General features: G+C 47.4%; 21 protein-coding genes. 19 read left to right on the top strand and 2 right to left on the bottom strand.

Translation table 11 applies throughout. The features are described 5' to 3' along the window. The first annotated feature begins 19 nt into the window (after positions 1-19). The 14 genes from EAI83_RS07510 (at position 20) to EAI83_RS07445 (ending at position 14,996) form a co-directional block, all read left to right on the top strand. Positions 20-433: an RrF2 family transcriptional regulator gene (locus tag EAI83_RS07510; protein ID WP_015524747.1), complete on the top strand. Its 414-nt coding sequence runs from the start codon at positions 20-22 to the stop codon at positions 431-433. Positions 434-677: 244 nt separating this feature from the next. Then, on the top strand, positions 678-4,223 hold the full coding sequence (gene nifJ / locus EAI83_RS07505) for a pyruvate:ferredoxin (flavodoxin) oxidoreductase (protein WP_129974945.1): 3,546 nt from the start codon (positions 678-680) through the stop codon (positions 4,221-4,223). Positions 4,224-4,336: 113 nt separating this feature from the next. Continuing rightward, complete coding sequence (locus EAI83_RS07500) at positions 4,337-7,111, top strand: YfhO family protein (protein WP_022426470.1); 2,775 nt, start codon at positions 4,337-4,339, stop codon at positions 7,109-7,111. Further along, positions 7,108-8,055 (top strand): glycosyltransferase family 2 protein, encoded by a 948-nt coding sequence (locus tag EAI83_RS07495; RefSeq protein ID WP_022426469.1) that lies wholly within the window; start codon positions 7,108-7,110, stop codon positions 8,053-8,055. Before EAI83_RS07500 ends, EAI83_RS07495 begins: the two co-directional genes overlap by 4 nt. After that, the gene (locus EAI83_RS07490) at positions 8,036-8,464 is read left to right on the top strand and encodes a GtrA family protein (RefSeq protein WP_022426468.1); all 429 of its coding nucleotides are present in this window, start codon (positions 8,036-8,038) and stop codon (positions 8,462-8,464) included. Before EAI83_RS07495 ends, EAI83_RS07490 begins: the two co-directional genes overlap by 20 nt. Continuing rightward, a complete protein-coding gene (gene cobT / locus EAI83_RS07485) occupies positions 8,464-9,516 on the top strand; it encodes a nicotinate-nucleotide--dimethylbenzimidazole phosphoribosyltransferase (protein ID WP_015524753.1) in 1,053 nt (350 codons plus the stop codon). Before EAI83_RS07490 ends, cobT begins: the two co-directional genes overlap by 1 nt. A 1-nt stretch (position 9,517) precedes the next feature. Then, positions 9,518-10,045 (top strand): bifunctional adenosylcobinamide kinase/adenosylcobinamide-phosphate guanylyltransferase, encoded by a 528-nt coding sequence (locus tag EAI83_RS07480; protein ID WP_015524754.1) that lies wholly within the window; start codon positions 9,518-9,520, stop codon positions 10,043-10,045. Next, positions 10,042-10,818 carry an adenosylcobinamide-GDP ribazoletransferase gene (locus EAI83_RS07475; protein ID WP_022426467.1) on the top strand — a complete coding sequence of 259 codons (777 nt, stop codon included), beginning with the start codon at positions 10,042-10,044 and terminating at the stop codon, positions 10,816-10,818. Before EAI83_RS07480 ends, EAI83_RS07475 begins: the two co-directional genes overlap by 4 nt. Before the next feature lie 27 nt (positions 10,819-10,845). After that, on the top strand, positions 10,846-11,226 hold the full coding sequence (locus EAI83_RS07470; RefSeq protein ID WP_022426466.1) for a bifunctional adenosylcobinamide kinase/adenosylcobinamide-phosphate guanylyltransferase: 381 nt from the start codon (positions 10,846-10,848) through the stop codon (positions 11,224-11,226). Next, on the top strand, positions 11,219-11,818 hold the full coding sequence (locus EAI83_RS07465; protein WP_022426465.1) for a histidine phosphatase family protein: 600 nt from the start codon (positions 11,219-11,221) through the stop codon (positions 11,816-11,818). The genes EAI83_RS07470 and EAI83_RS07465 overlap by 8 nt, the downstream gene beginning before the upstream one ends. Positions 11,819-11,821: 3 nt before the next feature. Beyond that, positions 11,822-12,640, top strand: a complete 819-nt coding sequence (locus EAI83_RS07460) for a DUF975 family protein (protein WP_129974943.1) — start codon at positions 11,822-11,824, stop codon at positions 12,638-12,640. Further along, positions 12,609-13,472, top strand: coding sequence for a selenium-dependent molybdenum cofactor biosynthesis protein YqeB (yqeB, locus tag EAI83_RS07455; protein ID WP_330547773.1), 864 nt, complete (start codon positions 12,609-12,611; stop codon positions 13,470-13,472). The genes EAI83_RS07460 and yqeB overlap by 32 nt, the downstream gene beginning before the upstream one ends. Positions 13,473-13,526: 54 nt before the next feature. Then, positions 13,527-14,219, top strand: a complete 693-nt coding sequence (gene yqeC, locus EAI83_RS07450; protein ID WP_161206349.1) for a selenium cofactor biosynthesis protein YqeC — start codon at positions 13,527-13,529, stop codon at positions 14,217-14,219. Positions 14,220-14,297: 78 nt separating this feature from the next. Then, complete coding sequence (locus tag EAI83_RS07445) at positions 14,298-14,996, top strand: nucleotidyltransferase family protein (RefSeq protein ID WP_192926476.1); 699 nt, start codon at positions 14,298-14,300, stop codon at positions 14,994-14,996. A 639-nt stretch (positions 14,997-15,635) separates the two neighbouring features. On the opposite strand, the gene EAI83_RS07440 is transcribed toward EAI83_RS07445, so the two are convergent. Both EAI83_RS07440 and EAI83_RS07435 read right to left on the bottom strand, forming a co-directional pair. Then, positions 15,636-15,926 (bottom strand): BMC domain-containing protein, encoded by a 291-nt coding sequence (locus EAI83_RS07440; RefSeq protein ID WP_129974935.1) that lies wholly within the window; start codon positions 15,924-15,926, stop codon positions 15,636-15,638. 17 nt (positions 15,927-15,943) lie between these two features. Next, entirely contained in the window at positions 15,944-16,243 is a 300-nt protein-coding gene (locus EAI83_RS07435; RefSeq protein ID WP_015524766.1) for a BMC domain-containing protein, read from the bottom strand. Between the two features lie 385 nt (positions 16,244-16,628). Here EAI83_RS07435 and EAI83_RS07430 point away from each other — a divergent pair, with 385 nt between their 5' ends. The 5 genes from EAI83_RS07430 (at position 16,629) to yedF (ending at position 21,027) form a co-directional block, all read left to right on the top strand. Beyond that, positions 16,629-17,990 (top strand): MATE family efflux transporter, encoded by a 1,362-nt coding sequence (locus EAI83_RS07430; RefSeq protein ID WP_129974933.1) that lies wholly within the window; start codon positions 16,629-16,631, stop codon positions 17,988-17,990. 130 nt (positions 17,991-18,120) lie between these two features. Next, positions 18,121-19,368 carry a DUF1015 domain-containing protein gene (locus tag EAI83_RS07425; protein WP_129974931.1) on the top strand — a complete coding sequence of 416 codons (1,248 nt, stop codon included), beginning with the start codon at positions 18,121-18,123 and terminating at the stop codon, positions 19,366-19,368. A 124-nt stretch (positions 19,369-19,492) separates the two neighbouring features. Next, the gene (locus EAI83_RS07420) at positions 19,493-20,137 is read left to right on the top strand and encodes a GTP pyrophosphokinase (protein ID WP_015524770.1); all 645 of its coding nucleotides are present in this window, start codon (positions 19,493-19,495) and stop codon (positions 20,135-20,137) included. Between the two features lie 2 nt (positions 20,138-20,139). Next, positions 20,140-20,331 (top strand): hypothetical protein, encoded by a 192-nt coding sequence (locus tag EAI83_RS07415; RefSeq protein WP_015524771.1) that lies wholly within the window; start codon positions 20,140-20,142, stop codon positions 20,329-20,331. 84 nt (positions 20,332-20,415) lie between these two features. Continuing rightward, on the top strand, positions 20,416-21,027 hold the full coding sequence (gene yedF, locus EAI83_RS07410; protein WP_015524772.1) for a sulfurtransferase-like selenium metabolism protein YedF: 612 nt from the start codon (positions 20,416-20,418) through the stop codon (positions 21,025-21,027). Positions 21,028-21,326: the final 299 nt, after the last annotated feature.

Genomic DNA, 21,326 nt, shown 5'->3' with positions numbered 1-21,326 from the left:
AACAGAAGAGAGGTTAAAAATGTTTATCACCAGAGAAAGCGATTATGCGATGCGGGTTATCCGCGCATTGATGTGGGAGCCGCGTTTGAGCGTCAGCGAGATCTGTGAGAGGGAATCGATCACAGCACCCTTTGCATACAAGATACTGAAGAAGCTTCAGAATGCAGGGCTCGTGGAAGGATACCGCGGAGTTCATGGCGGTTACGCGCTGAAGAGAGATCCGGAAGAACTGTCATTATATGAGATATACAGTGCGATCGATCCGGATATGTCCATCATTGAGTGCCTGAACGGCACATATCAGTGTCCAAGGAACGGACAGGACGGAGTTCCCTGCCATGCACATGATGAGCTTCAGGAGATCCAGGATCAGCTGTGGACAATGCTCCGTCGGAAATCCATGAAGGATCTTTTCGGAAAAGAGGAGAAGTGATTCCCGGATGTGAGTTGGGATAAGCGTATGAGATGATAAGGAGAGCAGTTTGGAGAGGAAAAATTCCGAACAGCTCTTTTTTATTTGTGAAAAAGATAACGGCGTTTGTACAGGATAATATACAAAAAACAATGAAAGAAAATGGACATAACTGGGAATCTATGATATAATAACCAATGGAATTTTAGGCCTTCATAAGCCTAAATAATATATTTTTTAACAAACCTTTAAGGAGGAAAAAACAATGGCAAGAAAGATGAAAACCATGGATGGTAACCATGCAGCCGCTCATGCATCATACGCTTTTTCTGATGTAGCTGCTATTTACCCGATTACCCCTTCATCTGTAATGGCTGAGGCTACAGACGAGTGGGCAACTCAGGGAAGAAAGAACATCTTTGGACAGGAAGTACAGGTTACAGAGATGCAGTCTGAGGCAGGTGCAGCAGGTGCCGTTCACGGTTCTCTGGCAGCAGGTGCCCTGACTACAACCTACACAGCTTCCCAGGGTCTTCTGCTTATGATCCCGAACCTTTACAAGATCGCTGGTGAGCAGCTTCCGGGAGTTATCAACGTATCTGCCCGTGCACTTGCTTCCCACGCACTTTGTATTTTCGGTGACCATTCCGACGTTATGGCCTGTCGTCAGACTGGATGTGCAATGCTTTGTGAGTCTTCTGTACAGGAGGTTATGGACCTTACACCGGTTGCTCATCTTGCAGCAATCAAAGGAAAAGTTCCATTCATCAACTTCTTCGACGGATTCCGTACATCTCATGAGATCCAGAAGATCGAGACATGGGACTATGAAGATCTGAAAGATATGGCAGATATGGACGCGATCGCAGAGTTCCGTAACCGTGCTCTGAACCCGAACCATCCATGTCAGAGAGGTTCCGCTCAGAACCCGGATATCTTCTTCCAGGCAAGAGAGGCATGTAATCCATATTATGACGCTCTTCCGGCAGTTGTTCAGGAGTACATGGACAAAGTTAACGAGAAGATCGGAACAGATTACAAACTGTTCAACTACTACGGAGCTGCTGACGCTGAGCACATCATCGTAGCTATGGGTTCCGTAAACGATACCATCGAGGAGACCATCGATTACCTTATGGCAGCTGGCAAGAAAGTCGGTGTTGTTAAAGTTCGTCTTTACAGACCATTCTGTGCACAGGCTCTTATCGATGCAATCCCGGATACAGTTAAGCAGATCTCTGTTCTTGACAGAACAAAAGAGCCAGGAGCTCTTGGCGAGCCTCTGTATCTTGATGTTGTTGCAGCTCTTCGCGACAGCAAGTTCAGCGATGTTAAGATCTTTACAGGACGTTACGGACTTGGTTCCAAAGATACAACACCTGCACAGATCGTAGCAGTATATGAGAACACTGAGAAAGAGAAATTCACAATCGGTATCGTTGATGATGTTACAAACCTTTCTCTTGAGACAGGCGCACCACTTGTTACAACACCAGAGGGAACAACAAACTGCAAGTTCTGGGGACTTGGAGCTGATGGTACTGTAGGTGCTAACAAGAACTCCATCAAGATCATCGGTGATAACACAGACATGTACGCTCAGGCTTACTTCGATTATGACTCCAAGAAGTCCGGCGGTGTTACAATGTCTCACCTTCGTTTCGGTAAGAAACCGATCAAATCCACATACCTGATCCACAAAGCAAACTTCGTTGCATGTCATAATCCGTCCTATGTTAACAAATATAACATGGTACAGGAGCTTGTTGACGGAGGTACATTCCTTCTGAACTGTGCTTGGGATATGGAAGGACTTGAGAAACATCTTCCAGGACAGGTTAAAGCTTTCATCGCTAACCACAATATCAAATTCTACACCATCGATGGTGTTAAGATCGGTATTGAGACTGGCATGGGACCAACACGTATCAACACAATCCTTCAGTCCGCATTCTTCAAACTTACAGGAATCATTCCTGAGGAGCAGGCTATCGAGCTTATGAAAGCTGCTGCTAAAGCTACTTACGGACGTAAAGGTGATGACGTTGTTAAGAAGAACTGGGCAGCTATCGATGCCGGTGCTAAACAGATTGTAGAGGTTCAGGTTCCGGAGAGCTGGAAGAACGCTGAGGACGAGGGACTCTTCATGTCTCACGCATCCCACGGTGCTCAGGAAGCTCAGGACTTCGTAAACAACATCCAGTGCAAGATCAATGCTCAGGAAGGTAACAGCCTCCCAGTATCTGCATTCAAGGATTATGTAGATGGTACAACACCATCCGGAACAGCTGCATATGAGAAACGTGGTATCGCAGTTAACGTTCCTGTATGGGTTCCGGACAACTGTATCCAGTGTAACCGCTGTGCATACGTCTGCCCGCATGCTGCAATCCGTCCGGTTGCTATGACAGCAGAAGAGACAGCTAACGCTCCAGAGGGAATCAAGACACTTCCACTTACAGGAATGAAAGACTATACATTCACAATGACTGTATCCGCTCTTGACTGTACAGGATGTGGTTCCTGCGCAAATGTCTGCCCAGGAAAGAAAGGCAACAAAGCTCTTGAGATGGCTCCGCTTGAAGCTAACACAGAAGAGCAGAAATTCTTCGATTACGGTGTAACACTTCCTCAGAAGGAAGACGTTATCGCTAAATATAAAGAGACAACTGTAAAAGGCAGCCAGTTCAAACAGCCGCTCCTTGAGTTCTCCGGCGCTTGTGCAGGTTGTGGTGAGACACCATACGCTAAGCTGATCACACAGCTCTTTGGTGACAGAATGTACATTGCAAATGCTACAGGATGTTCCTCTATCTGGGGTAACTCTTCACCATCTACACCATACACAACAAACGCTAAGGGACAGGGACCTGCATGGTCAAACTCTCTGTTCGAGGATAACGCAGAGTTCGGTTATGGTATGCTTCTTGCACAGCGTGCGATCCGTGGCGGTCTGAAAGAGAAGATCGAAGACCTTGTAGCTAACGGAACAAACGAGGATGTTAAGACAGCTGGTCAGGAATGGCTGGATACTTATGCTGTAGGCGCAACAAATGGTGCAGCTACAGAGAAACTCGTTGCAGCTCTTGAGGCTTGCGGATGTGACAAGGCTAACGAGATCCTTGCACAGAAAGACTTCCTCTCCAAGAAATCCCAGTGGATCTTTGGTGGTGACGGATGGGCTTACGATATCGGATTCGGTGGTGTTGACCACGTTCTTGCAAGCGGACGTGACATCAACGTTATGGTATTCGATACAGAGGTTTACTCCAACACAGGCGGACAGTCTTCCAAATCTACACCGACAGGTGCGATCGCTCAGTTCGCAGCAGGCGGAAAAGAGACTAAGAAGAAAGATATGGCATCTATCGCAATGAGCTATGGCTATGTATATGTAGCACAGATTTCCATGGGTGCTGACTTCAACCAGACTGTAAAAGCAATCGCAGAGGCAGAGGCATATCCGGGACCATCCCTGATCATCGCTTACGCTCCATGTATCAACCATGGTATCAAGAAAGGTATGAGCAAAGCTCAGACAGAGGAAGAGCTGGCAGTTAAGTGCGGATACTGGCACAACTTCAGATTCAACCCGGCTGCTGAGAACAAGTTCAGCCTTGATTCCAAGACACCGGATATGGAGAACTATATGGACTTCCTGAACGGTGAGGTTCGTTACAATTCTCTGCAGCGTCAGAATCCTGAGAAAGCTGCAAGACTGTTTGCTAAGAACGAGTCTGAGGCTCAGGCTAGATATGAGTATCTGCAGAAACTTATCACTCTTTACGGAGCAGATAAGAAAGAAGACTAATTATTGATCAATAGTTACTGTTTATACAGTGTGCTTGCTGATTAAGCATTAGGTGACAGGCCTGCGGTGTTTAGCGCACCGCAGGCCTTTTTTCATATACAGGAGAGACATATATGAAGAGAATTTTTTCGAAGGAGAAATCCCGGAAAGAGAAAAAAGCAGATTTTTATATTCTGTATACGATTGTTTTTGCGGCGATCTCGCTGTTTATTTACAGTTGTTTTTATTTCAATGGAAAATCCCTGATCTGGAGTCATGACGGTGTTCCGCAGCACATCAATGCATTGGCCTATTATGGAAAATATCTGCGGAATGTTCTGCAGACGCTGGTGACGGAGCATAAGCTTTCCCTTCCTATGTGGGATATGCATATCGGATACGGTTCCGATATCCTTACAACACTTCATTATTATGCGATCGGTGATCCGCTGACCTTACTGTCCGTTTTTGTACCGGAAAAAGACACAGAGATCTTATATGAGATTCTGATCTTTCTCCGCATTTATCTGGCGGGTATCACATTCAGCATTTACTGCTTTTACCGCAAGAATCCCAAACAGGCCACATTTCTTGGAAGCCTTGTTTATATTTTTGCAGGATGGACCATTTATGCGTCTATGAAGCATCCATATTTTTCCAATCCCATGATCTATCTGCCGCTGGTCCTTATGGGAATTGAAAAGATTTACAAAAAAGAAAAGCCATACCTTTTTATCTGTGCGACGGCTGTAGCGGCAATGTCTAATTTTTATTTCTTTTATATGATCAGTATCTTTATGGTGCTGTATGCAGCTTTCCGGTATTTTGGAATATTCCGCAAGCGTTCAGTAAAAGATGTATTTCAGTGGTTCCTGAAATTTGCTGGCTTTTATCTGGTCGCACTTATGATCGCTGCACTGATCTTTTTACCTGTGGTCATGACTCTGTTTGGAACAGAGCGCTTTCAGGCGCAGAATTATGTGCCGCTGTTATATGACCGCATTTACTACGAAAAATATCTCGGCTGTCTGATCGGCGAAAATATGATCCAGTGGGGAGTTGCTGGATATTCCGCAGTCGCAATGGCAGGCGTGTTTGTGATCTTTTCCAAAAAGAAAAAATATACGGGACTGAAGCTGGGATTTGTGCTTCTGAATCTGTTTTTGCTGATCCCCTTTGCAGGTCATGTACTGAATGGATTTTCATACGTGTCCAACCGATGGATCTGGGCGTATGGAATGCTGATCGCATATATCCTGGTACAGGCATATCCGGAACTGTTTACGCTGGGCATCAGGGAAAAACGACGGATATTTGTGATGCTGCTGATATATGGCGTGCTGGCACTGTTTTCAGAATCCGCCCGTACGGAACGCAATATCATGGCACTGATGATGCTGGTCCTGGCTGTGTTTACAGTGGTTTCCTACGGAAACGTATTTACACAGGGAAAATATCTCTGTGGAATGATCGTGGCCGTGCTTGTGACAAGCATCCTTCTGAATGTTTCATACCAGTATTCTTACGAAAAAGATTATCTGTCAGAATTTGAGGAAAAGGATCAGGCACTGGAGAAGCTTCAGTCCGGACCGGACAAAGCAATCCGGTCAATGGACGATTCAGCGGTTACCAGATATGACCAGTACAAAACGGGCTCTTATGTAAACACTGCCATGTATATGGGAACCAACAGTACTTCCTATTATTTCAGTGTGGCCAATGGAAATATCAGCCGTTTCTTTGATGAGATGTATCTGAATACCCCCTGGGATTATCATTACAGCAGCCTGGACGGACGGAGTATCCTGGATCGTCTTGCCTCGGTGAAATATTTTGCCATCAAAAAAAGCGGATATGGGTATCTGCCATACGGCTATGACAGTGAAGCAGAAGTCACAAAAAAATACAGGATCTACGAAGACGAGGATTCCCTTCCTCTTGGTTATACCTATGATTCCTGGATCCCCAGAGAAAAGTATGAAAAGCTTTCTGTGACCGAAAAGCAGCAGGCGCTCCTGCAGGGGGCAGTCCTTGAGGACAGCAGTCTTCCTGAGACAGACCTCACCTTTGATGATAAGAAAGCAGATTTTACACTGGAAGCAGGAAAAGGCTGTAAGATCAAAGACGGAAAGATCATTGTGGCCAAAGAAGGAGCAACCGTACAGATCGGATATCAGGGAGAGCCGGAGGCAGAGGTTTATCTTGTGGCAAAAAATCTGGATTTTAATGCCTATTCTCCACGTGCAGTGGTCAGTGATAAAAAATGGGATTCCATGACAGAATATGAGAAGAATACTGTGCGCTATGAAGATAATAACTGGCGCTACTGGAAAGAAAGCAAGGAATCAGCAGTGGATGTTTCGCTGGGCTCCGTGGACAAGACTATCCGGATCTTTACAGATAAATACAACGGCTACAGCGGAAGACATAATTTTCTTCTGAATATGGGATATAAAAACTATTCTGCCGGAACCATGACCCTGACGTTTTCCATGCCGGGAGAATATACCTTTGATGATCTGTATGTGGTATGTCAGCCCATGGCTTCTGTTGAAGAACAGACAGAGGAGCTTGGAAAAGAAAGTCTTCAGAATATCAAAACGGAGACAAATTGCATTCGTGGAGATATCACAACCACTTCCGATAAGATCCTGGTATTTTCCATTCCATACAGCGCTGGCTTTACCGCCTATGTAGATGGAGAAAAAACAGAACTTGTGCAGGCAAACAGTATGTATATGGGGCTGGAATTAAAAAAGGGCAGGCATACGATCGCACTTAGATATTGTACACCGTATATTGTGCCCGGAATGATACTGACGGTGATCGGCCTGATCCTGTTTGCCGGAATCGTGATATCTTACCGGCGCCAGGGAAAACAAAAAGAAAGGGGAAAACAGGAGAAATGAGCCGATTATCGATAGTTTTGCCTGCCTGTAACGAGGAACCGATGGTGGAGAAAACCTGCCGGACTCTCAGAGAGCTCCTGGGGCAGGCCGGGATCCGTTATGAACTGGTCCTGGTAGATGACGGTTCCTCTGACGGGACCTGGGCAGCCATAGAAAAAGTATCCAGGGAAGATAAAAATGTGACAGGTGTGCATTTTTCCAGAAATTTCGGGAAAGAAGCAGCAATTGTGGCCGGCCTTGCACAGGCATGCGGAGATGCGGTGGCAGTGATGGACTGTGACCTGCAGCATCCGCCGGAAATCCTCTTGGAAATGTACCGGCTCTGGAAGCAGGGCTACGAGGTTGTGGAGGGCATCAAGAAAAACCGGGGAAAAGAAACTCTTTTTCACAGAAAAAGTGCCAGATTTTTCTATCGGATCATGTCCCGTGCCACCGGCTTTGATATGGAAAACGCTTCCGACTTCAAGCTGCTGGACAGGAAAGCGGTGGAGAGTGTTCTCGCCATGCCTGAGCGCAGCATGTTTTTCCGGGCGGCATCATCCTGGATAGGCTTCAAAAGCATCTCCGTACCTTTTGAGGTGCAGGAGCGTGAGGCCGGAGAATCCAAATGGTCTGCAGGAACGCTGATCAGCTATGCGTTTCGGAATATCGTGGCATTTACAACACTTCCGCTGCAGTTTGTAACAGCCGGTGCTGTGGGCTGCTTTGGGTGCTCCCTGCTCCTTCTGGTTTATTCTCTGGTCCGGTATTTTTCCGGGCATGCGGTGGAAGGCTATACTACACTTCTGATCGTGATGCTTTTTATTGGAAGTGCTGTGATGATGAGCCTTGGGATCATCGGATATTATATCGCCAGGATCTATGAGGAAGTAAAACGTCGTCCAAGATATATCGTATCAAAGATCATACGAGGAGGAGATACCAATGAAAAAGTGGATCCTTAAATTCTATGAAAATGATGTGATCTGTTATATTTTCTGGGGTGGTTGTACGACTCTCGTAAATCTGTTAAGCTTTTATATCATGAGGGCAATGGGAATCCCGCTGATGAGTGCCAACATCATATCGATCATCCTGGCGATCCTGTTTGCCTATGTTGTGAATTCCAGATTTGTATTTCATGACCGCTGTGAAACATGGAGGGATCATATACGGCCCTTTCTGAAATTTATAAGTGCCCGTCTGGTGACCATGGTCATTGAGGTAGGTGGCGTATGGTTTCTGGCGGAGATCCTGGGATTCCGGGATATGTTTGCAAAATTCTGCACACAATTTATCGTGCTGGCGTTGAATTATATCTTTAGTAAATTTATTATTTTTACCACAGGTAAAAGGATTGGAGGTAGCAAATGATGACTTTGGATGAGGCAGTGAAGAAAGTCCGCCCTCTGGATGAAAAGGCTATGGAGGGGGCGAGAAAGAGATGGGACAGTATTGCAAAGCCTCTGCATTCTCTGGGAGAGCTGGAGAATATGCTGACACAGATCGCCGGTATCACAGGTACACCGGAGGTACGTGTGGAGAAAAAAGCAGTGGTTGCCATGTGCGCGGATAACGGAGTTGTAGAAGAGGGGGTGACCCAGACCGGACAGGAAGTGACGGCTGTTGTGGCTGAGAATTTTCTGGAAGGGACTACTACCTGCTGTGTGATGTGCCGTCAGTGTGGAGCAGAGCTTTTTCCTGTAGATGTGGGAATGGTCACAGATACAAAGGTCCGTACAGATCTTAAGGTTGCCTATGGGACCAGAAATATGACCAGAGAGCCGGCAATGACAAGAGATCAGGCGATCCGTGGCATCGAAGCCGGAATTGCCATGGCAGAGGAGCTGAAGGAAAAAGGCTATCAGGTTCTTGCAACCGGCGAGATGGGCATCGGAAATACTACCACCAGCAGTGCGGTAGCAGCTGTGCTTCTCGGAAAACCGGTGGAAGATATGACCGGACGTGGTGCCGGATTGACCAGTGAAGGGCTTGTCCGGAAGATCAATGCGATCAAAAAGGCGATCGCCCTGAATAATCCGGATCGTTCAGATGCCATTGACGTCCTGGCAAAGGTAGGTGGACTGGATATTGCAGGAATGGCAGGAGTATTCATTGGAGGAGCAGCACTTGGAATGCCGGTTGTCATGGACGGATTTATTTCCTGCGTATCTGCACTGATCGCAATAAAGATCTGCCCGCAGGTAAGTGATCATATCCTTGCGTCTCATGTATCCAAAGAGCCTGCAGCACAGCTGATCTTGAAGGAGCTTGGCAAGGAAGCGATCATCCACGCAGGCATGTGCCTGGGCGAGGGAACCGGAGCTGTGGCACTGTTTCCGATGATGGATCTGTCCTGTGCAGTATATAATTCCATGAGTACCTTTGGTGATATCAATGTAGAACAGTACGAGGAGTTGAAATAATATGCTGGTTGTTGTAACAGGAGGCAGCGGAAGCGGAAAATCTGCTTTTGCGGAAGAAACCGTACTTTCCCTTGGCGAAGCCAGAAGGATCTATATCGCCACCATGCAGGCTTTTGACGAAGAAAGCCACAGGCGCATCCGCAGACACCGGCACATGCGTGCAGGAAAAGGCTTCGAGACAATTGAAAGATATACAGAGCTGGATGAGCTGCTCATCCCGAAGGACTGCGTGGTCCTTCTGGAGTGCATGTCCAATCTGGTTGCAAATGAGATGTTCCGGGAAGGCGGCTTCCACCCGGAGGTGGCAGAAAAGATCACAGAAGGGGTGAAAAATCTTCTTTCCCAGGCAAAGCATGTGGTGATCGTCACCAACGAGATCTTTTCAGACGGGATCCTCTACGAGGAAGAATCAGAACAGTATAAAAAAGAACTGGGACAGATCAATCAGAAGCTGGCAGAGCTGGCAGAAGAGGTTGTGGAAGTCGTATACGGGATCCCTGTATGGCATAAAGGAGGAAAGGAAGCATGAAAAGCTTATGGAACAGTTTTAAGGCAGCCTTTGCCATGTTTTCAAAGATTCCTATGCCCATGGTGGACTGGAAGAAGGAAAACATAAAATATATGATGTGCTTTTTCCCCTTTGTGGGGACTGCCATCGGCATCCTGACCTGGCTTGCAGGAGGGGTCCTCGGTGTACACGTAGCTCTGGAGCCATTTTTTCTCGCTGTGATCCTTACTGTGATCCCGGTATTTATTACCGGCGGCATTCATGTAGACGGGCTTTTGGACACGTCAGATGCATTAAGCTCCTGGCAGGAACGCACAAGGAGGCTGGAGATCCTGAAGGATTCCCATGCAGGTGCATTTGCCATTATCACAGCCTGTGTATATTTTATCCTCTGGCTGGGAGCCTGGGATCAGCTCCTTGGAAATTATAACGGGATCTGTATCATGAGCCTGGGCTTTATGATGTCCAGATGTCTTTCCGGGATCGGTGTGATCACATTTCCCAAGGCAAGGACAGACGGGACTGTGGCAGAATTTTCCAGAAATGCGTCAGAGATCGTAGTGCGAAATGTTCTTATCACGATGTTTGTGATCCTTGCAGCGCTGATGATATGGGTAGATCCGGTCCTGGGTGTTCTGGCAGCTGTCAGCGCACTTCTGGTATTTTGGTGGTATCACTATATGGCTTTGAAATATTTTGGAGGGACCACAGGTGATCTTTCCGGATTTTTCCTTTGCATCTGCGAGGTTGTGATGGCACTGGTGCTTGCTCTTGGTGGCACGTTTAATCTGTAATGAAGATTTGGATGAGGTAAAAAAGATATGGAAATGATAATCGGAGGCGCATATCAGGGAAAAGCTGCCTATGCAAAAGCACAGTTCCCGGATGTGGACTGGAAATTCGGAGGAGAGATCACAGAAGAGGAGCTTCTGAAGGCAGCGGGTGTTCTGGGATTTCAGGAATACATAAGAAAAGCTCTGAAGGCAGGAGAAGATCTCACCGGCCTGGCAGAAAAGCTGGCACAGCAGGATCCGGATGTGATCCTTGTCAGTGAGGAGGTAGGCTACGGGATCGTTCCGGCGGATGCTTTTGAACGGCAGTATCGAGAAGCTGTTGGCCGGGTGTGCACTGCACTGGCTGCAAAAAGCAGAAGGGTCACAAGAGTGGTATGCGGGATCGGGACGGTGCTGAAGGATGATTAGATTATATCTGATACGACACGGACAGACACCCGGAAATAAGCTTCAGCGTTATATCGGAACAACGGATGAACCGCTGAGCACGGAGGGAAAGGAATTTCTGGAAAAGCTGACCTATCCCATGCCGGAGGCCCTTTATGTAAGTCCGCTCTGCCGCTGTGTGGAAACTGCGGGGATCCTTTTTCCGGGAAAAAGCTTTCATATTATCGAAGAGCTTTCCGAGTGTGATTTTGGAGAGTTTGAGAATAAAAATTATAAAGAGCTTTCCGGAAATCAGGATTATCAGAGGTGGATCGACAGCAATGGAACGCTTCCTTTTCCGGGAGGAGAAAGTCGAGAAGCGTTTAAGTGCCGGAGCCTTACAGGATTTCAGAAGGCTGTCACACAGTGTATCCGTAACAACATAAAGACAGCGGCTCTTGTGATACATGGCGGTACGATCATGAACATTATGGAAGAATATGCGGACAGACCCAGGGCTTTTTATGAATGGCATGTAAAAAACGGCGGCGGTTATCTGGCAGAGTTGGAGCCTGCGCTGTGGCAGAAGGGACGAAGAGAGTTCTGTGTCCGTGAAGCATATATGGAGGGTTAAGTTATGAATGAACAGAAGATCAGCTGGAAACGCAGTGACTTGAAATGGCGCGGAAAACAGGCATTCAAAAAAAATTACTGGTCAGCAGTACTGGTAAGTCTGGTGCTGGCTATTGTGATGGCAACCGGCGGAAGCGGTGCGGCCACAGGCAGTGCCGGAAATGCGGTAAGTCCGGACTACGGTGTTACAACGTATCATCTGGGTACGGATATCAATGGTGTTACCTCTTATGCCAGTCATGTATTTCGTTCCCCACTGGCAGTGCTTTTTGCGCTTCTGAGTGCCAGTGCCATGGTAACGGTGGCTCTGATCGGGGTCCTTTTCCATTTCTTTGTGGGAAATGTTCTGGAGGTAGGCGGAAGAGATTTTTACATTGAGAACCTTTATTCTGTACCCGGGCCCGGAAAGCTCCTCAGTGTATTTCGTTCCGGAAATTACGGTAATATCGTAAAAACCATGTTTTTACGGGACCTGTATCTTGTATTGTGGACGCTGCTTTTTATTATTCCCGGAGTGGTAAAATCCTACGAATATAAGATGATCCCTTATCTTCTTGCGGAATATCCGGATATGAGCACAAAGGAAGTGTTTGCAAAAAGCCGTGAGATGATGAACGGACAGAAGATGGATACCTTTATCCTGGATCTTTCCTTTATTCCCTGGTCTGTCCTTTCGGCAATTACGGCCGGGATCGCGGGACTCTTTTATGTATCCCCGTATAAGGATGCAACCTATGCGGAGCTTTATGATACTCTTGCGGCAGGAATGCCGGGAAACGGACAGCAGGTGTATGAAGATGAAAGCAGCGGCATATACGGATAAAATGATCCTTGTGAGAGGTGGCGGAGATCTGGCCACAGGAGTGATCCACAAGCTTCATCAGAGTGGCTATCAGGTCCTGATCCTGGAATGTGACCGTCCAAGTGCCATTCGCCGTCATGTGGCCTTCTGTGAAGCTGTTTATGACGGAACTGCAGAGGTAGAAGGCGTTGTGTGCAGGAGGATCACGGAGAACGATATCCGGACCCAGTGCAGGAAATGCTGGACACAGGGAGAGATCCCCCTTCTGACAGATACCCATGGAAAACATATCCGCGAACTGGAGCCGGAGGCAGTGATCGATGCCATCCTTGCAAAAAAGAATCTTGGGACCAGCAGGGATATGGCACCACTGACTGTGGGACTTGGCCCGGGCTTTACCGCAGGGGAGGATGTGGATTACGTGATCGAGACCATGCGCGGCCATAAGCTGGGAAGGATCATAAAAAAAGGCAGTGCCCTGCCGAATACCGGAGTGCCGGGACTGATCGCAGGGATCGGAAAGGAACGTGTGATCCATTCACCGGCAGCCGGTAACATGAAAAACATCTGTCAGATCGCAGATCTTGTTGAAAAAGACCAGGTGATCGCCATGGTAGGTGATACGCCGGTGAAGGCTACCATTTCCGGCGTGATCCGGGGACTGATCCGGGACGGCTACCCTGTTTTTGAGGGAATGAAGATCGCGGACATCGACCCAAGGGCAGAACAGAAGAAAAACTGTTTTACGATCTCAGACAAGGCAAGGTGTATCGCAGGGGGAGTACTGGAGGTGCTGCTTTCCTGCGGAGTGCTTCCGGGAACAGAGAAAGCTGTGAGGAATGAGAATCTGTGACCGATACAGAGCCTGGTGTCCCTGAAAGAAGTTAGAAGATAAATGGAGTGTGTCATGAAGAAAAATGAAAAAGCGCTTACTGTGGCATTCACAGGAGGCGGCGGAAAGACCAGTCTGATCCTTGGACTGGCAGAAATATTTTCCGGACAGGGAAAACGTGTGATCGTGACCACAACCACGCATATGGCATGGGAACCGGAACGTCCTTTTGCGGAGGCAGAGGACATTCCGGGAGCATGCCGGCTTATAGAACAATACGGATACGTCATCGCGGCTCATCACAAGGCCGTGCAGCCAAAGATTTCCGGCCCCGAAAAGGAGATCCTGGAAAAGCTGCCCGGCTTTTGTGATCTTCTTCTTGTGGAAGCTGACGGATCCAGGCGCCGACCCCTTAAAGTGCCGGCTGTTCATGAGCCGGTGATCCCTTCTTTTGCAGATATGGTAGTAGGAGTGATCGGTCTTGACTGCATCGGTAAAAGGATCTGTGATACGGCACACCGTCCGGATGATGTGGCGGGATTTCTGGGAAAGCGTACAGATGAGCCTGTGACATGGATGGATGTGTGGAAGATCATCCGGTCTGAAGACGGATTGCAAAAAGGAGTGGACGGGCGAAGATTTCTTGCGTATCTGAACAAGGCAGATACTCTGGAGTATCCTTGTGTGGTGGAGAAGCTTATGGCACAAGGTCAGGAGTCTGGGATCATGGTGATCTGTGGAAGCCTGCAGAGAAGTGTAAACAGCTAGTACAGCGAAAATTAAGTTTCTGCTATATTGACGCAGGATGATTTCTTCATCTGCAAGGCGGAGGAATGAGGCGTAGCGGTGGCTACGACGATTGACGACAACGCAGCAGATGAAAAATCAGGCAAGTCAATATGGCGGTTACTTAATATTCGCTGTACTAGAATCGAAAGGAAGTGGAGCGGTGATATGAAGCTGGGACTGATCATGCTGGCAGCAGGAAACAGCCGGCGGTTTGGAAGCAATAAGTTGCTGTACGGGATAGACGGAATGCCGATGTACAGGCATATTCTCCTGGAACTGAAAAAAGTGAAAGCAGCACTGGAGGAACAGGGGCACAGGTGTGAGATCACAGTTGTCACACAGTATGAGGAGATCGCGCAGGAAGCAGAGAAGCTTGGCGCGTGGTTTCTTTATAATCTGCATCCGGATGAGGGGATATCTTCCTCACTGAAGATTGGGCTGCGGGTCAACCGGGAGATGGATGCTTGTTTGTTTACGGTGGCAGATCAGCCGTGGTTGCGGTGGGAGACGGTTTTTGGACTGGTGGATGTGTTTTTGAGAGAGGGGAAGGGGATCGCCTGTGTGGAGCATGATGGGAAGACGGGGAATCCCTGTGTTTTTTCGAAGAAGTATTATGGGGAGCTGATGAAGCTTTCCGGTGATGTTGGAGGGAAGAGGGTGGTTGTGGCACATCGAGGGGATGTGGCTGTGATGAAGGTGGAAGATGGACGGGAGATGGTGGATGTGGATGTGGTTTTTGCGGACGGACGCCGGTGAGGTACCGTCTGGTTTGGGCTGGGGCTTCGTCGGGGGCTGGCTTCTAAGGCGCTGGAAATCTGCTAAAACCGCTGAAAAAAATCCAGAACTCGCTCCTGCGTCGCTCAAACAGCTGGATTTTTTCCAGCAACGCAGATTCCCACCGCCTAAGAAGCGCACCTCTCCTGCAGAGCCAGCCCAAACCAGACGCTACCTCGCCGGCTGACGTGCGAAGGAGTGGAGGGCTAGAGTGAAGGCGTGAGTTTAAAGAATATAGCGAAAAGAGTTGCTGACGTGCGAAAGGGGAGATAGGCTAGAGTGAAAGTGTGAAGTTTGTAGAAGCAGAGCATCGATGATGAAAGCACCGGCTGATGTGTGAAATCACCGTGTCTGAGACAATTTTCACTTATACAAAAGCCAGCAGGGAACCGCCCTGGCGTAGTGGGATGTTCTGCAGGAGTCCTGCTGATTCTTAGGTGGTGTGGTTTCTGCGTTATTCCAAAAAGTTCTGCTGTCTGAGCGGCTTGACGCGAGTTCAGAACTTTTTGGAATGGTTTTAGCAGAAGCCGCAGCACCTTAGAAGCCAGCGGACGACGAAACCCTTCCCGCTACGCCAGGGCGGTTCCCTGCGTACGTTCGTTATTATAATATAGATATTTCCTACATAAAGTGATTCTTAGCCGCTTCTTCCTCAGCCAGACGAACCGTCTCACCGGAAGGATTGGAGATCACTGCTGAAGCTATGATCTCACAAGGCGGGTTCCCTTTTACACTGTCAACGGCAGCCGTAACAGCAGATACATCACCAGTCAGAAAAACAGTGGCATGACCACCACACTTCGTCTGCCAGGTAAGAAAAGAAACATCAGAAGTCTTCAGCATCTGGTCGATCACCAGGATCGCATTACTGCTGCCAACAACCTCAACTAAACCAAAAGCACCATAATTCATAAATCCGTCGCCCCCCTTTATTTATTGATCGTCATCTTCAGTGCGATCTCAGTATCCTCAGAAGGAGAAGCGATCACAGTATGAGAAACAACCTTACCAAGAGGTTTGGCTGCCTCCAGCGCAACCTCCATAGCTGCATTAACGTCAGAAACAGAACCACGCATCTTGACACAGGCGCCACTCTTCAGACGGTTACGTTCAACACTCTGGATCCTGACATTGGCTGCTTTGGAAGCAGCATCAAGAGCAACAAAACAGGCAACCAGGTTATCCAGCTCAAAAACACCTACAGCCATGCCCTTATAATTATTATCCATAAAAATACCTCCATGCGGAACAGATTCCAGTAATGTGGTTTTTTGACCGATTTTACGTGGAATCATTACCGTTTTTATGGCTTTATTATAACTTTTTTAGACAAAAATAGCAAGAAATAAATACACGGATAATCAGATAGTTACTGTCCATTCCGTTTTCAGCAACATGCTTCGCGATGTACAGAATTTATGCTGATCGCATAAGTTCGCGCGGTATGTCTCGGGTTTTCTGTGATCTTCGCTCACAAAAAACAGTTTGCGGGATATTACAGTGAACAAACAGTAACGTCTGATATTTCCACAGCAGCCTTACAGGGAAATATTTACTTTGCATATCAGATATAGTATTATTTACAATAGTAAAAAAGCAGGAAGGTGTAAAGAAATGCAGACACATCAAACAGACTTTTCAACAGGAAATGTCTATCGTAACATTATGGAGGTAGCTGTGCCGATGATCATTGCACAGATCCTGAACCTCCTTTACAACATTGTAGACCGGATCTATATCGGAAGGATTCCTGAGATCGGAGCCACTGCATTGACAGGAGTGGGACTATGTTTTCCTATTATTACCCTGATCACCGCATTTACCTATCTTTTTGGAAATGGAGGAGCACCGCTTTGCTCTATGGAACGGGGAAGAGGAAACCGGGAAGAAGCAGAAATGCTCATGGGAAACACCTTTGTGATGCTGATCGGCACAGGAGTGATCCTGACAGCCATTGGCCTTATCTTTTACAGACCGATCCTCTATGCCTTTGGCGCCAGTGATGTAACCTTTTCCTATGCGTCAGACTACATAAGGATCTATCTTCTGGGAACCCTGTTTGTGATGATCACTCTGGGAATGAACCCGTTTATCAACAGCCAGGGCTTTGGAAACACAGGGATGCTCACGATACTGATCGGTGCTGTACTGAACATTCTTCTGGATCCCCTGTTTATCTTTGGAATGCACATGGGAGTCCGGGGAGCGGCTTTGGCGACTATCATTTCCCAGTTCTGTTCCGCCATCTGGGTCTTACGCTTCCTTACAGGAAAAAAGGCGATCCTGAACCTGAAAAAAAACGCCATGAGGATCTCCTGGAAAAGAGTGGGCAGTATCGTAAGTCTGGGTATGTCCGGCTTTTTTATGGCATTTACAAACAGTCTTGTGCAGGTGGTATGCAATGCCACACTCCAGACCTGGGGGGGTGATATCTACGTTGGTGTCATGACAGTTTTAAATTCTGTCCGTGACATTTTCACCATGCCGGTCCATGGGCTTACCACAGGTGCTTCTCCGGTCATGAGCTTCAATTATGGAGAAAAAGCATACGACAGAGTCAAAAAAGCAATTAAATTTATTACAGCTGTCTGTGTGATCTATACCCTGGCAGGCTGGGGGATCCTGAAGCTGCTTCCGGAATTTTTTATCCGGATCTTTAACAGCGATCCCGGGCTTCTGGAAAAGGGAGTTCCCGCCCTTCATATTTACTTTTTCGGCTTCTGTTTTATGGCATTGCAGTTTACCGGACAAAGCGTGTTCGTGGCACTGGGAAAGGCAAAAAAGGCCACCTTTTTCTCCCTGTTTCGAAAGGTAGTGATCGTAGTGCCGCTGACGGTCCTGCTGCCTCATGTGAATGGCCTGGGAACAGACGGCGTGTTCTGGGCGGAACCGGTTTCCAACCTTGTAGGCGGCTGTGCATGCTTTTTCACCATGCTGGCGACGGTACTGCCGGAGCTGAATAAACGTAAGGCATAAGACGGGCCGGATAAAGGTTTGCGGGAAATTTTGATATGTGTTAGAATGGACAGGATGATTTTTCTGCAAACTAAGCAGAAATCTTAAGAAGGGCCGGCGTATAGCCGGACAGGAATGAGAGGAAAATATAATGGCTTTATTTCAGGCATTTCGGGCAGTAAGACCTGCTTCGGAAAAAGCAGAAAAGGTGGCTGCACTTCCCTATGACGTAGTCAGCAGAGAGGAAGCGAGAAAGATCGGGGAAAAAAATCCGGAATCTTTTCTCCATATAGACCGTGCAGAGATGGATCTGGATCCGGAAACCGATCTTTATGATCCGAAGGTTTATCAGAAGGCAAGGGAAAATCTGGATCGTTTCCAGAAAGAAGGGATCCTGATCCAGGATGAGAAACCGAACTATTATCTGTATGAACTGATCCGTAAGGGAAGATCCCAGACCGGGATCGTAGGTGTCAGTTCCATTGATGATTACATGAATGGTGTGATCAAAAAGCATGAGCTTACAAGAGAGGATAAGGAGCAGGACCGCATCCGTCATGTGGATGTCTGTGATGCTAACACAGGTCCTATTTTTCTGGCGTGCAGATATCCGGCAGAGCTTCTTACTCTTATGGAAGAATGGAAAAATGCACATGCTCCGGTGTATGATTTTACTTCCGATGATGAGATCACACATCGTGTATGGATCGTAGATGAGGATGAAAAGATCCGGACTATACATAGTCTTTTTGGCGGGATCTCCTCTATCTATATTGCAGATGGCCACCACAGAGCAGCCTCCGCAGTAAAGGTTGGACAGAAGAGAAGAGCGGAGCATCCGGACTACACCGGAAAAGAAGAATTTAACTTTTTCCTGTCAGTGGTATTTCCGTATGACCAGCTGACCATCCTTCCGTATCACAGGATCGTAAAGGATATCAAGGGTATGGAACCCAAAGCCTTTATCGGAAGCATGAAATTTAATTTTGAGCTAATGGCAATGCCGGGCTTTCCATGTAAACCGGTGGAGAAACACTGCTTCGGGCTGTATGTAGACGGAGAATGGTTCCATCTGAAGGCATATCCGGATATCTATGCGGGTAAAGACAGCGTAGGTCAGTTGGATGTATCTATTCTTCAGGATAAGGTCCTGGGTCCGGTTCTGGGGATCAGTGACCCGCGTACCGATGAGAGGATCCGCTTTATGGGAGGAAACCACCGGCTGAAGGATCTGGCAGCAGCTGCAGATGAGACAGGAGGAGCTGCCTTTGCCATGTATCCTACATCCATGGAGGAGCTGATGACGATCGCAGACGAGGGTAAGCTTATGCCGCCAAAGAGCACCTGGTTTGAACCGAAGCTCCGCAGTGGTCTTTTTATCCATAAGCTTTCAGACTGATGCCGGAGGTTTTATAGATTTTTAATAAAATGGTCAGGAAAATCTTAGAAAATCACTACAGATTGCTCACATTTGTCCGGTAAGATACAAGTATATGCTGAGCAAACGCGAAAGAGGGGTTTTCATGACAAACGAACAGTATTACGATTGTATCCAGCCATATCAGAACGCATGTCAGATCATGCGCGCCAAGCTTGAGGTGCTCAACGGAAGCCTGTATCAGAAGTCTTCCGTATCTCCGATCCACAATATCCAGGAACGGATCAAATCCAAGAAGAGCATCGAAAAGAAGCTGGAGAAGCTGGGACATTCGGACAGTGTGCAGAACGCCAAGGATCATCTCCGGGATATCGCCGGGATCCGTGTGATCTGCTACTTTATTGATGATATATACAATCTTGTAAATGCGCTGAAGCGGCAGAGTGAGCTGATCTTTATCAGGGAAAAGGATTACATACAGAATCCCAAGCCTAACGGATACCGCAGCTTTCACGTGATCATTGCAGTTCCGGTGTATTATCTGGATACCATGGAGTATTTTCCGGTGGAGATCCAGCTGAGGACGATGACCATGGATCTCTGGGCAAGCATGGAGCACCGTGTCTGTTACAAGAAGCTTCCGGAACACAGGGATGAGCTTGCGGAGGCCTTCTGTCAGTATGCAGATATCCTTGGAAAGATCGAGGAACAGTTTGAAGCCTACAATGAAACAGGAATGCTGGAGGAGATCACACCTGCCCAGATTACTGAGAATCCGACGGAGGGATAGGAATGGAGATCGAAGAGGAATTTATATCCGGTTTCTGCCGTACCATGAACGGGGGCGAAACCGTCTGCTGTGAGTATACACGGCAGGAGGACAGCAGCAGGAAGCTGACCTTTATGGACTGCGCACATGAAAGATGTGTAAACACAGGCGCCTGTGAGATCTTCAAACAGGCCCATGAGCTGGAGCAGAAATAAAAGATCAAAGAAAAGAAAACAGCGAAAAAGCAATAATGATAAAACAGCAATTATAAAAAATCACAGAATACAGGAGGAGTGAGTATGAAGCACACAGTAGATGCAATGGGGAAACAGTGTCCGATCCCGGTTGTGATGACCAAGAAGATCCTTGACAAGGCAGAGCAGGGAGACGAGATCTTGATCCTGGTAGATAATGAAACAGCAGTAAACAATTTGAGCAGACTTGCCGGAAGTACCGGATGCAGCTTCGTATCCAGAAAAACAGAAGGTGGTTACGAGATCAATATGACAGTAAAATCTGATCCTGCTGCAAGAAGTCAGGCAGAGCCTGAGATCGTCTGCACACCGGCTGTTCCGCAGGGAGATTATACCGTTGCCATCACTTCCGATAAGATGGGAGATGGAGATCCGGAGCTTGGCGGGATCCTGATCAAGGGATTTGTGTATGCACTGACACAGCTGGAGACACCGCCGTCAGTTATGCTGTTTTATAATGGCGGAGCCAGACTTACCGCACAGGATTCACCATGTATCGAAGACCTTAAGACCTTACAGGAGCAGGGAACCGAGATCCTGACCTGCGGAACCTGTGTGAACTTCTACGGACTGAAGGAACCGGCAGTGGGAACCGTAACAAATATGTATACCATAGCGGAAAAGCTCACAAAAGCAGGAAAAGTGATCCGCCCGTAAACAGAAAAACATATAGAAACAACAAAAGCATATAGAAACTTACAGAAGCAGACAGAAACAAATAGAAATATACAGAAATGCCGCAGAGCCATTTTGAAGCCTGCGGCATTTCTGACATCCAGTTGGTATCTGGTTGATATCCGGTTATGAGCAAGCAACGAAGCGGATCGGGAATATCCGCCTGACTTAGCTCCGAACTTACAATTCCACATCAAGCTGCTGCTGCCACTCAAAATGTGATTAAACATACTCACATCGAGATAATGCGGATTCTCACGAATACCGCTTACTGTTTCTTT

Origin of the sequence: Blautia sp. aa_0143 (assembly GCF_004167315.1) — a bacterium.
Lineage (GTDB): Bacteria > Bacillota > Clostridia > Lachnospirales > Lachnospiraceae > Blautia_A > Blautia_A fusiformis.
Note: the sequence above shows the minus strand (reverse complement) of the source record. Positions and strands in the feature narration are given on the sequence as shown.